Consider the following 11,803-nt stretch of genomic DNA (forward strand, 5'->3'; position numbering starts at 1 on the left):
CTAGCCGCCCTCCTCGGGATGCAGGGCGGATGGAATCAGCCCGTAGAACGAGGCGTCGCCCGATGCGAACCGCCAGCCGAGGTGGGTCACGCACGCGCCGCAGACCGCGATCTGCCACGTGTGACCCGCGAACCAGCTGAATTCCGAGACAGCAGGCCCCTGCGTCCCGGCGCCGGGGGCGGACGCGAAGCACCCCAGCTCGAACATGATGCCGTGGGGATTGAAGAAAACGTGCTCGTGCGAGCCGTTGACGCTCATGCGGGCCGCCTCGGAGGTGACGGGATGCCCGCAGACGCGGCACACCAGACGGCGGCCGCCTTCGTTCGTTTCGCCGGGGCCGCTTTCGGGCCGCTCAGTGCGCAAGGGGGCGGTCGGGCCGTCCTTGAGGACGTGAAGCGTGGGGACGGGTTGCGCTTGCAGCATGAGGCCACTATACATGTACCTCGGAGGAGATTCCAGCATGACCGATACCGACGATTTGCGCCGCGACGGCGGCCACCTGCTCCTGTGCGACGCCTGCTGCGACAAGGCGGGCATCCTCAAGGAGGCGCTCAAGTCAGGCGGCTGCACATGCGACGTGTGCGGCTGGGCCTGCAAGTGCTGCCGCGACGACGGCAAACAGTTCGTGAACCGCGTCGCCGTGCGCGTCATTCCGGACGAAGGGTGGGCCGTCCTGCAACGCCGCAACCGCGATTCCCTGCAACCCATCGACTGGGAAGCCCTTTTCATGACCGGGCGAGAAGACCGGAACTGACGGGAATAAATAATGTATATCACCATGGCCCGTGGTATGCTGTGCGGACAAGAGGGTCTGCATGCAGTACAAGTCAACGGCCGCAAGGAAGATAAGCCTTTCCCGAACCTTTCAACTCTTCGCCTTCGGGGCAGCCGTTCTGTCCGTGGCGCTTGTGGGTGCGCTGTGGCTGTATGACGAAGTGCGCTACTTTGAGTTTGACACTGCGCGCAGCAGAGAGGAATACGTCAAGGACCGGCGGGAGATGGTCCGGTCGTATGCCGTGCGCGCGCCGGAGTTCGTGAGCTACAAGTCCCGGCAGGTGGCCCGAGCCATGAAGACCCGTCTGGAAAGCGAAACCGCAACAGCACAGGATGCACTCCGCGCCGTGTGGCGTTCCGGTCGCGGCAGCGTTCCCCGGCAGCGTCTGAAACGGCAGGGCCTCGCCGTCCTGAAACAGCTCGCGCTTCAGGCAGCCCCCCGCTCCGAAGTCGCCATACTCGACAACGCCGGGCGCGTTCTCGCATCCCCCGGCGACCCCTTGCTGGAAGGAACCGTACCGGGTCGCCTCTTCGGCACCGCGGCGGGGCCGATACTGCAACGGGTGAAACAGGCCCCGAACGACGAGGGCTTTGAACTGGATGGAGCGCAGGACGGGCCCCTTGCCGTCCACATCCGGACCTTCGACCCCTTTGGCTGGAGCATAGTCGCCGCCACCCGGCCGGAGAGCCTGCCCGAGTCCGCCCGCAGGGAAATCCTCGGCAGGCTGGCCCTTGTGCGCTTTCAGCAGACGGGGCGGCTTCTGGTTTCCGACGCGCAGGGCAACGTCCTCATGCACGACGGCAACATCGCGGACGGCGATCCGTCCGTATGGGAGCTGCCCGGTCTTTCAGGCCTCAAGTCTCTATGGTCCGACAGCGACGCCTACCGCCCCGAAGAGGAGCGGGTCGTGCTCTTCAACGGCTCTGCCAACGAGTTCACCCGCCTCGTTGGATTTCGCCACGTACCCGAGACCGACTGGATCATCTTCGCCGACCTCTCCCTGGAGGACTCCAAAGCTGCGCTTTCTTCCCAGCACGCCAGAATGCTCGACCACGTGCGCGACAGAATCTGGCACACGCTGGCAATGCTGTTGCTGATTCTCACGCTGCTCTACTTCGGCATCCGGAGCGTCACGAACGGTCTCGGCGCGGCGGTGGAGCGCTTCACGCAGTTCTTCGAACGCGCCGGCACCGACAATGCGACCATCAGCCCGGAGACGATTCCGTTCACCGAATTCGAACGTCTGGGGCACGCGGCCAACCGCATGCTCCACGAGCGGGAGAAGGCGGTTCAGGCCCTGCGCGAGAGCGAGCAGCAGTACCGGGCCACCTTCGAGAACGCCGCCCTCGGCATCGCCCATCTGGATTCCGGAGGCCGCTGGTCGCAGGTCAACGACAGGTTCTGCGAGATGATGGGGCGTCCGCGCGAATCGCTGCTGAACACGCACGCCATGGATTCGCTGCTCAGCGGTACGCCCGGAGCCCTGATGCAGGCATGCGGGGCCCTCACCAGGGACGGCGGCCGCAACGTGCTTGAACAGACCTATCAGCGCGGCGACGGCAGCGTCCTGCACGCCCGCATAACGCTTTCCCCGGTCGACGACACCGGGGCCGGCGACCCGTACTGCATCTGCATCGTGGAGGATATCGGCGAGCAGAAGCTCACCGAGGCCGCCCTTCGGCGCGCAAAGGAGGAGGCCGAGGCGTCGGCGCGGGCAAGGGGCGAATTTCTCGCCAACATGAGTCACGAGCTTCGCACTCCGCTCAACGGCGTACTCGGAATGCTCCAGCTGCTGGAGGACTCCCGGCTGGACGAGGAACAGCTGGAAAACGTCCGGCTGGCAAGGCAGTCCGGGAAGAGCCTGCTGTCCATCATCGGCGACGTGCTCGACCTTTCCAAGATGGAAGCCGGAATGTTCGGCCTGAACAACGAGCCGTTCAGAGTCGCCGAGACCCTCGAAAAGATGAAGCAGACCTTCGAGGTGCTCGCCGAGGAAAAGGGCCTCGCCGTATATTTGCAAATGGACGACTCCGTCCCCGACATGCTCGTCGGGGACGAGATGCGCCTGCGCCAGATCCTCTTCAACCTCGTGGGCAACGCAGTGAAGTTCACGGATGAAGGCTCCGTCGGGATCACGGCCGAGGCGGTGCCCATCCCCTCCGACAGCAGCCGGGTGACCCTGCTGCTGACCGTCGCCGACACCGGTAGCGGCATCCCGGATGACAAGCAGGCCGAAATGTTCCGGGACTTCACCCAGCTGGACGGCTCCCGCACCCGCCGACATCAGGGAACCGGCCTCGGGCTCGCCATCGTCAGGCGGCTCGTGGAGCACATGGGAGGCCACATCCACATCTCCAGCCAGCCCGGCAAGGGGACCGAACTGACCGTGGCCATGCCGCTGGAAAAGGCTACGCCGGCGGTGTCCACCATCGTGACCCCGCGGGGACGTTCTCCCGAGATGGACGGCCTGCGCGTGCTGGTGGTGGAAGACGAGCCGGTGAACGCCAGAACCATCACCCGCCTGCTCGAAAAGGCGGGCTACGTGACTGAAGTGGCTGAAAACGGACTCGTCGCCGTGGAAGCGCTTCGCGAGAAGGCGTTCGACCTTGTCCTGATGGACATCCAGATGCCCGTCATGGACGGCCTTCAGGCGCTCTCGCGCATCAGGACCGACCCGGCGCTGGAGCACGCCTCCCACACTCCGGTCATCGCCCTCACCGCCCGCGCCATGGCCGGCGACAGGGAACGCTTCCTCGAGGCGGGCATGGACGGCTACGTCCCCAAGCCCATCGACCGCACCGAACTTTTCCGCGTCATTGCCGATGTGGTGGGCGCGTCGCCCTCCGGCTAGGCACCCGCGCGCTGGGCCAGCCAGACGCCGAGGAAAATGATGCCGGACGCCAACAGCTGCATGGGCGTCAGCGTCTCGCCGAGTATCACCCACCCGAAGAACGCCGCCACCGCGGGCACCAGATTGATGAACACGGAGGCGCGGCCTGCGGGCAGCTTGCTGATGGCCACGTTATACAGCCCGAACGCGCCCAGCGTGACGAACGCCCCCAGATACGCCGCCACGAGCAACAGGAACCACGGGTCCGGGCCGAGGCCGTCGCGCACGAGCAGGTACAGCCCCGGCAGAAAGAAGACCGCACCCACCGCGTTCTGCACGGCCGTGATGGTCCACGGCCCGTAGCTGGCGGAAAGGCGCTTGACCAGGAGCATGTAGCCCGCCGCGCTGACCATGGCGGCCAGCTCCAGCAGGTTGCCCAGCACCGGATTGGACGCGTTGAGCGAGGCCTCTCCGGTCAAAGTAAGCACGGCCACCCCGACCATGGACAGCGCCAGCCCGGTCCAGCCGCGCGACGTGGTCCGCTCGCCGAACATGACCCCGGCGCCCGCCGCCACCATCAGGGGCAGCGATGCCGAAATCAGCCCGGCCTGCGACGCGGACGTGAACATCAGCGCGTGGGACTCGAAAAAGAAATACAGGCACGGCATGAACAGCGCCATCAGACACAGCACCCGTCGGTCGCCTCCAGTGCGGACCGGCGCGGAGAGGCGTCCGGCAACGGGCGTCAGCACCAGCGTCGCGAGGCCGGTCCGCAGCCACATCACCGCCCACGGATCGAGGATGCCCACCAGATGCTTCATGGCCGCGAACGAACTGCCCCAGAGCAGCACCGCCGCCAGAACAGCCAACGTGGGCACGAGGGTGCCCTCGGGTCTCACCTGCGCATAATCACTCACGATCAGCCTCCTTGAAGGCGACCTCTACCCCGTGAGGGCGAAACTGTCTTGAAGAAAATTGCGGTGCCGGACCATCCGCCTCGAACCGGGGATCAGTCGCGGGCTTCGTGCAGTATCTCGTGCGGGATGGACTCGTGCAGCGAGTCGAGGAATTCACGAAATTCCCGCTCCTGCTGCGGGGAATAGCGCAGCTGCAGCACGCCCTTGTACTTGTCGGCCACGGTGAAGATGCCGAGGTTGTCGCAGGCTTCCAGCAGAAACCGGAACCGCCCGATCTGCGAGGGGTCTATGCGGACGTAGATGCGTGCCGAGCGCTCGGGCGGTGCCGGGCAGCGGCGCTTGCGGGGCTTGTGGCGTTTTTTCATGCTATCTGACGGCCACCCAGCTGGCGGCGAGGGATACGAGGATGACGCCCCCGGCCAGCGCGGCGCACTGTTCCGGCGGCAGGAAACTCACTTCGATGAAGAACGGCGGGACGTTCAGGGCGTCCTTGAGGGTGTTTTGCGCCAGAAGCAGCAGGCCGAGCCCCGCGCCGCTGCCGACGAGCCCCTGCATGAAGCCCCCGGTGAGCAGGGGCCAGCGGATGTACCAAGGGCGCGCGCCCACGAGCGAGAGGATCTCCACCTCGTCGCGCCGGGTCATGAGGGAGAGCTTGATGGTATTGCCCACCACGAGGGCGGCCACGAGGGCGAGAAAGCCGACCACGGGCCACGCCACGGTGCGCGTCAGGGCCACCCAGCTCTGGGCGAGGTCCATCTGCGTGGGCGCGTAGTGCACCTTCTCCACGCCGGGCAGGGATTTCAGCTCCGTGAGCAGCTCGGCGGCCCAGCCCTTCTCCTGCTTGTCCGGCGGCACCTCGAAGGCGGCCAGCGCGGAGTACGGCAGGGGGTTCTGATCCCGCAGCCACGAGAAATCGCCCGACTCGCCGAGTGTCTCGGCCAGCTCCACGAGCGCGTCGCCGGGGGTGAAGGGCTTGAACTCCTTGATGGTCTGCATGTCCCGGATGGCCTTCCATTCACTGCGCACCGTCTCCTGCTTGACGCCTTCGGCCCAGTAGAGCTGGAACTCGACCTGCCCGCGCGTCTTGAGCAGCTGGAGATTCACGTTGTGCAGGGTCAGCAGCACGAAACCGGCCAGAAAGGCCACCATGGCCACTGCGGTGAGCGTGAGCAGGTGGGCAAAGGGGTGGACGATGAAGTCGCCCAGACCGCGCCCGGTGAGCCTTGCGATGCGGCCTAACATGCCTTCTTCTCCGCTTCGGCGGCCTCGGCGGCAGCGGCCTCCTCGGGTTCGAGGATGCGGCCGTTCTCCAGATGCAGCTTGCGCGCGCCGGGAACGCAGTCGAGCACTTCGCGGCTGTGGGTGGCCATGATCACCGAGGTCCCGTAGTTGTGAAACTGCTTGAAGATATCCATGAGGTGCATCGTCAGGTCGAAGTCGAGGTTGCCGGTGGGCTCGTCGGCGAGAATCAGCTCGGGACCGGCCACCATGCTGCGGGCGATGGCCACGCGCTGCTGTTCGCCGCCGGAGAGGGCCTGACAGGGGGTGTAGCTCTTGGCCTCCAGCCCCATGGCGCGGACGATGGCCCGCACGCGGCGCTCCAGATGCTGCCGGGCCATGCCGCGGACTTCCAGGGACATGGCCACGTTGTCGAACACGGTGCGCTCGGGAAGCACCTTGAAGTCCTGAAAGACCACGCCCACGCGCCGCCGCAGCAGCGGCAGCTTGCGCCGCCCCAGCCGGTTCATGTCGAAGCCGCAGACCGTGGCCCGCCCCCGCTTGAGGGGAATCGCCCCGTACAGCAGCTTGAGCAGCGTGGACTTCCCCGCCCCGGAATGACCGGTGAGGAACAGGAACTCGCCTTTCTCGAGCTTGAAGGAGACATCCTTGAGCGCCCACTGGGAACCGAAGGTGTGCGAAACGCGCGTGAGTTCGACCATGCGTTCCCTTGTAGCCTCGAAGCCCCGGTTTGTAAAATGCCGTGCGCCATCGCGCCGCGGCGATCTCGCGGCACTTCTTTGACGCACCTTGCATATTCGGTATATGAAGGTCGCAAATGGAGGAATAATGCTCAAACGGCTGCTCCCCGTCCTTGTCGCGATCCTGCTGGCGCTTCCGGCCCATGCCGGTTCCGTGCGCGTGGCGGTGGAGGACCTCCCGCCCTATTCCAAGTGGAACGGTAATCGCCCCGAAGGGCCGTTCGTGGTTCTGAGCTGGAAGCTGACCAGCTTCCTCGGCGTCTCGCCGGACTTCATCGGCTGTGACCGCGACGAATGCCTCGAGCTGCTGGAGACAGGGCAGGCCGACATTCTCTTCGGCGTGCGACCCCGCCTCGAGCTGCAATCCTTCCTCTGGTTCTCCGACCACCCCGTGGCCCCGCCGCGAGAGACCGCCTTCTGGACGCGACGCGGCTCCGGCATCCGGCTGGAGCGGCACGCTGACCTTTACGGCAAAAAAGTGGGCGTGGTGCGCGGTCTGGCGCTCGCACCCGAGTTCGCCGCCGACCCGAGGGTCGAGCGCTTTCCGCAGGACGACTTGGCCCGCCTCTTCAAGCTGCTGGTGGCCGGCAACATCGACGCCGTGGCGCTGGACGCCGTGCGCGGGAGCGCCGCGCTGGAGCGCACCGGCTTCGGCAAATGGGTGAAGCGCGCGCCCTACTTCCTTCAGGACACCGTGGCCGAACATCTGGCGATTTCCAAAAAATCCCGCCTCTCCACGGAGCGGGAGTACGTGGAGCAGGCGCTGGAAAAGGCGCTCGGCACGCAGAACGATCACGAGGCCGAGAATGTCGAACGGCGCCCTTGAAAACGCGGCCCGGACCATCCGCGACGCGCGCTGCTGCTTCGCCTTCACCGGGGCGGGCATCTCGGTGGAGTCCGGCATTCCTCCGTTTCGCGGGCCTCAGGGCCTCTGGTCGAAGTACGACCCCGCCAAGTTCGAGATGAACTACTTCCGCAGGCATCCCAAGGAATCATGGGAGTTGCTGGTCGAGATTTTCTACTCCCGGCAGGTGGCCTGTCGTCCAAACAGGGCGCACCGGGCGCTGGCGGAGCTGGAGGCTGCGGGCCGCCTCGTGGCGGTGGTGACCCAGAACATCGACGGGCTGCACCAACAGGCAGGGAACACCACCGTACTGGAGTATCACGGCTCCACCTCGCGGATGCAGTGCATGAACTGCCGCCGCAAGTTCCCGACGCAGGGCGTGCGGCTTGACGCCCTGCCCCCGAAATGCCCGGACTGCGGGGGCGTGCTCAAGCCGGACATCGTCTTCTTCTCCGAGGGCATCCCCGACGACGTGCACCGTGACGCCACAACGCTGGCGCGGCAGGCGGACGCCCTCATCGTGGTGGGCACCACCGGCGAGGTCCAGCCAGCCGGGCGCATCCCGTGGATCGCGCACCACAACGGCGCCACGGTCATCGAGATAAACACGCGGGAGTCGGCCTACACCTACCGGGCCACGGACATATATCTGGAGGGCAAGGCCGGGCGGATGCTGCCCATGCTGGCCGAAGCGGTGCTGAAGACGGGCTGACACGGATCTTTCAGGGGCGGGACGAGACGGGAACGGTCGGACGGGACCGGTCCAAGGATGCCCCACGCGGCAACGACAACACCACCTGATACTGGAGACACCTCATGAGCTGGAAGGAAGCCACCCGATTCCTCGGAGACCTGCAGTGCGACGACAGACTCGCCGACGCCGTGCTCGGACAGCGCGACGCGGAGGACATGGCCCGCGCCGCCCGCGAGCTGGGATACAAATTCAACCCCGAGAGCCTCGCCGACACCCTGAGCGCCACCGTGCCGCAGGGGCGGCTGGATGAATACTATCTGGAATCCGTTCCCGGCGGCGGATACTTCAAGCGGTTGTTCGTCCTGATGAAACGGTCCGGCTGGGTCTAGCCGTCCGCTCCCGCGGGGGCGGACTCTGACGCGACATCGGCATCCGTGGCCGTCTGCGCGCCCTCGGCGTCCTTTTCGTGCGTCGTCTTGAGGGTCTCGAGCCGTGCGCCCTTTTCGCGGTCTGGGTGAATCACCACCACGCGGTCCACGGCGTTGCTGAACAGGTCCATGGGGTGGTGGCTGATGACCAGCACCTGCAAATCCAGCCGGTGGGCGATGGCCGAGATCAGCTTCATGAACTTGGGCACGAGGGTCGGCCGCAGCCAGCAGTCCTGTTCGTCCAGCACCAAAAACGGCCGGTGCCGGTCCTCAGGCAGCTGCGACAGGGCAATGAGTCGCAGCCCCACTGAGAGGATGTTGCAGACCGAGCCGCCCTGCCCTTTGAGAATGTCCTCCACTTCGTCGCCGCCACCCGCGTTGTGGATGCGAAAGGACACGTTCAGGCGGCCGTTCTTGACCTCGCGCAACGTGGAGACTTCCCGGTCCTGCCCGAGAATCTCGCGGATGGCGTGGGTCAGGTTGGCCTCGATCTCATCCAGCGCCTTGCCGAACAGGGCTGAGGACAGGTCCTCCAGTCGGGTCGCGGCACGGGGGGCCAGCTCCAGAAACTCCTTTGCCCGGGCTAGCTGTTCGCGCTCCCGCCGGTGCTCGTCCACGCGGGTCTCGCCAAGCGCGGAGAGCCGTTGCAGGCGGCTTTCGAGATTCCTGAGTTCCGAGACGTCCGTCATCTAGCCCTCGCCGCCGCCGAAGCGCTGCTCAACTTCTTCGAGCCCTTTGCGGATGCCGTCCACATGCTTGCGGTATTCAGCGACAACACGCTCGTTTTCCTTTCGTTTTTCATCAAGGATGCGTTGCAGTTCCTCAGGGTCGGCGGTGCCGAACTCCTCGTTCGCCCGCTTCTCAAGGTCCTTGAGCCGCTCCGTGAGGGAGCTGATCTTTTCCTCGGTGCGGATCTTTTTGGTCTCCAGCACCTTATGCTGTTCGCGAAGCTCCGCCAGTTCCTGTTCCAGCGCCTGATCGCGCCGGGCCTTGTCGTCAGCCGTCATGGTTTACCACCTCGCCGTACAGTTCCCAGATGAGCCGCGCCTCGGCGCTCTCATCAAGGTTGTCGTTCAGAAAATCCTTGAGCCCCACGCCCTCGTGCGTCCGCCGCCACGCCAGCCGCTCCAGACCCCGTATGAAGTCGGACCCGTCGGCCTCCTCATGTTCCTCGGGCGGCAGCTCCTGATCCGGGAAGACTTCATCGAAGGGCAGATGCGGTATGACCCAGCGCTCCAGCTCGGCGACGCCCGGCTTCCAGATGGAGGCCACCGGCTCGCGCTCGCGGGAGTTGCGGTTGAAGATCAGCCGCACGATGTTGCCGGGGTTGGCCCACGTTGTGCCGCCCTTGGTCACGCTGGGCTGCGGGCGATGGATATGGCCGTTCACCAGCCAGTCCACGCCGGGGATCTCGCGAATGGCGTTGGCCTTGTCCTCGAAATCCGGAAAACGGATGTTGTGGTGCGTGAGCCAGAGCACGCTTTTCGAGCAGCCTTCTGGGCGGTCGAAACGCTTCGGAATGGCCGTCCCGTCAGGGCTCGCGCAGACAAGGGCCTCGCCGTCAGGGGTTTGCAGGACCAGTTGCGGTCCCTTGTGCTTCATGAGCCTGACCACCCCGGCCTGCTCCAGCACGGCAAGGGACACGTCGTCCGTGAATCGCGACTGGTACTTGTCGTGATTGCCTACCAGTACCCACGGCATGTGCTCGCCCGCGCGCCGACCGAACATGCGGATCAGCTCCACGAGCATCCTGTTGGAGTTGTCGCGCGGCAGATGAAACAGGTCACCCAGAAAAACCGGCAGCAGCTCGCGCCGCTCGGCCTCGTCGAGGCAGGCCTCCACCTTTGCCAGCACCTGCTCCAGATACCCGTCGAGCCGCTGGCCGGGCGGGTTGTCCGCCAGATGCGCGTCCCCGATGAGCAGCAGCCCGTCGGCCTCGATGCGTGGCAGCCCGGAAATGTCAGTGTCCATGCGCACCCCCCGCAGGTCCGGATTCGTGGACGTGCTCGCCGCCGAGGAACTCGCCGGACTCCAGTTCGCCGCCGCACGTGGGACAGCGCCCGATGGCCTCCAGCCGCTCACGCAGGTGCGCCGCGTGCTCCGTCAACTCGCGATGCGCGCCCTTGAGCGCCTCTTCTTCCCGTTCCATCCCTTCGCGGACCTCGCCCAGCTCCTTCAGCAGCGCGGAAAGCGCGCTTTCGTCCTCCGGCTGCGGCGGTTCGCGCAACGCGGAAACGGTTGTGGCATATTCGTTGAGGATCTGCATTTGACCGGAATAGCTCTTCAATTTCGCTGCCGTCCGGCTGAGGTCTGAAAGGTCCTCCACCTGCGGCGGGGCCGCAAGGTCGGCAAGGGCGCGACTGCCGGTGCGGGCCGCTTCAAGTTCGCCCCGGGTGCGGCTCATTTCGTCCATCACCGCCCTGACGCCCGCGGTATCGGCCGGAGTCGGGGGCTCGGCCAGCGGGTCCAGCTTTTCGGCATAGGCGGCGGCGAATGCGCTCCTGTGACGAAGGTCGGCCTGTTCCTCGATGAGCGAGCGAAGCGAATGGAGCGACTCCAACGATGCGGGCTCGCCAAGCTGTTCAAGCAGGGCGCGTTCCCGGTTCGCACGGTCCAACTCCCGATTCAGCCTGTCGTGCTCCGCAAGCAGCTGTTCCAGCGCCGGAATCTCGCGGTTCAGGGCCTGCGAACGCTGCTCCAGTTCCTCGGCGGTTTCCATCATGAGCCGGATGTCAGGCAGCGGGGCCAGCGCGTCCAGTTCGGCTTCGATATCCCGCAGCCGCGCCTCGCGCCCCGCGCTCTCGCGCCGGACCTCCAGCGTGCGGCGTTTGAGCGCGCCCTGCATGGACAGCAGGTGCGCCCCCTCAGAGGACGAGGCCAGAAAATCGGCCACGGCCCTGTCCGGCCTGTTGAGCAGAAAGACGGGCTCGCGCTGGTCGCCGATGTGCACGTCCACGGGGTTTCCGTCGTCCAGATCCACCCGGTTCATGCGCAGCAGGCTGCGGACTTCCTCCGGCACGCCGCCGCGCCCCAGCTTCCAGAAGCTCTCGGGCTCCTCGCTGCCGGGGGCGAGGATCTCGTACCCGGCGGAGGCTTTCTTGCGAATCCACGTGACGCGGTGTCCGTCCGCGAGCACCACGGTGACCCGGGCCTCCTTGGCGCCGTGGCGGATGTAGTGGCTCGGGGTCGGGTTTTCCGCCACGCAGCGAAGCGCCTCCACCAGCGCGGATTTGCCCGTGTTGTTGGGACCGGTCAGCGCGGTGACGCCCGGGCCGAGCTCCAGCTCGGTCCGCTCGTGGGCCATGAAGTTTTCGACGATGATGCGTTCTATCATGC

The 11,803-nt window shown here is 65.9% G+C and carries 14 protein-coding genes; 5 read left to right on the forward strand and 9 right to left on the reverse strand.

Annotated elements, in window-relative coordinates; translation table 11 throughout:
- A complete protein-coding gene (locus BR24_RS12945) occupies positions 1-423 on the reverse strand; it encodes a cereblon family protein (protein WP_496541902.1) in 423 nt (140 codons plus the stop codon).
- Positions 424-460: 37 nt separating this feature from the next.
- On the opposite strand from BR24_RS12945, the gene BR24_RS12950 reads away from it, so the two are divergent.
- Together BR24_RS12950 and BR24_RS12955 are read left to right on the forward strand one after the other, a co-directional pair.
- Entirely contained in the window at positions 461-754 is a 294-nt protein-coding gene (locus tag BR24_RS12950; protein ID WP_496541903.1) for a hypothetical protein, read from the forward strand.
- Positions 755-815: 61 nt separating this feature from the next.
- On the forward strand, positions 816-3,626 hold the full coding sequence (locus BR24_RS12955; protein ID WP_496541904.1) for a response regulator: 2,811 nt from the start codon (positions 816-818) through the stop codon (positions 3,624-3,626).
- Here BR24_RS12955 and BR24_RS12960 read toward each other — a convergent pair.
- From BR24_RS12960 to ftsE, 4 genes are all read right to left on the reverse strand, one after another.
- A complete protein-coding gene (locus tag BR24_RS12960; RefSeq protein ID WP_496541905.1) occupies positions 3,623-4,522 on the reverse strand; it encodes a DMT family transporter in 900 nt (299 codons plus the stop codon). The genes BR24_RS12955 and BR24_RS12960 overlap by 4 nt on opposite strands.
- Positions 4,523-4,614: 92 nt before the next feature.
- A complete protein-coding gene (locus tag BR24_RS12965) occupies positions 4,615-4,887 on the reverse strand; it encodes a DUF4911 domain-containing protein (RefSeq protein ID WP_018124207.1) in 273 nt (90 codons plus the stop codon).
- 1 nt (position 4,888) lies between these two features.
- The gene (locus BR24_RS12970) at positions 4,889-5,764 is read right to left on the reverse strand and encodes a cell division protein FtsX (RefSeq protein WP_496541906.1); all 876 of its coding nucleotides are present in this window, start codon (positions 5,762-5,764) and stop codon (positions 4,889-4,891) included.
- Complete coding sequence (gene ftsE, locus BR24_RS12975; RefSeq protein ID WP_496541907.1) at positions 5,758-6,462, reverse strand: cell division ATP-binding protein FtsE; 705 nt, start codon at positions 6,460-6,462, stop codon at positions 5,758-5,760. The genes BR24_RS12970 and ftsE overlap by 7 nt, the downstream gene beginning before the upstream one ends.
- Before the next feature lie 127 nt (positions 6,463-6,589).
- On the opposite strand from ftsE, the gene BR24_RS12980 reads away from it, so the two are divergent.
- From BR24_RS12980 to BR24_RS12990, 3 genes are all read left to right on the forward strand, one after another.
- Positions 6,590-7,327, forward strand: coding sequence for a substrate-binding periplasmic protein (locus BR24_RS12980; RefSeq protein ID WP_496541908.1), 738 nt, complete (start codon positions 6,590-6,592; stop codon positions 7,325-7,327).
- Entirely contained in the window at positions 7,308-8,057 is a 750-nt protein-coding gene (locus tag BR24_RS12985) for an SIR2 family NAD-dependent protein deacylase (protein ID WP_496541909.1), read from the forward strand. The genes BR24_RS12980 and BR24_RS12985 overlap by 20 nt, the downstream gene beginning before the upstream one ends.
- 104 nt (positions 8,058-8,161) lie before the next feature.
- Positions 8,162-8,428 (forward strand): Nif11-like leader peptide family natural product precursor, encoded by a 267-nt coding sequence (locus BR24_RS12990; RefSeq protein ID WP_496541910.1) that lies wholly within the window; start codon positions 8,162-8,164, stop codon positions 8,426-8,428.
- Here BR24_RS12990 and BR24_RS12995 read toward each other — a convergent pair.
- The 4 genes from BR24_RS12995 to BR24_RS13010 are packed head-to-tail and all read right to left on the reverse strand — an operon-like array spanning position 8,425 to position 11,801.
- A complete protein-coding gene (locus BR24_RS12995; protein WP_496541911.1) occupies positions 8,425-9,156 on the reverse strand; it encodes an ATP-binding protein in 732 nt (243 codons plus the stop codon). The two genes, BR24_RS12990 and BR24_RS12995, sit on opposite strands and share 4 nt — an antisense overlap.
- Positions 9,157-9,474: a hypothetical protein gene (locus BR24_RS13000; protein ID WP_496541912.1), complete on the reverse strand. Its 318-nt coding sequence runs from the start codon at positions 9,472-9,474 to the stop codon at positions 9,157-9,159.
- The gene (locus tag BR24_RS13005; protein WP_496541913.1) at positions 9,464-10,438 is read right to left on the reverse strand and encodes a metallophosphoesterase; all 975 of its coding nucleotides are present in this window, start codon (positions 10,436-10,438) and stop codon (positions 9,464-9,466) included. The genes BR24_RS13000 and BR24_RS13005 overlap by 11 nt, the downstream gene beginning before the upstream one ends.
- Entirely contained in the window at positions 10,428-11,801 is a 1,374-nt protein-coding gene (locus BR24_RS13010; RefSeq protein ID WP_496541914.1) for an AAA family ATPase, read from the reverse strand. Before BR24_RS13010 ends, BR24_RS13005 begins: the two co-directional genes overlap by 11 nt.
- Positions 11,802-11,803 lie beyond the last annotated feature (2 nt).

The sequence above is a fragment of the Pseudodesulfovibrio halophilus DSM 5663 genome (assembly GCF_059568665.1).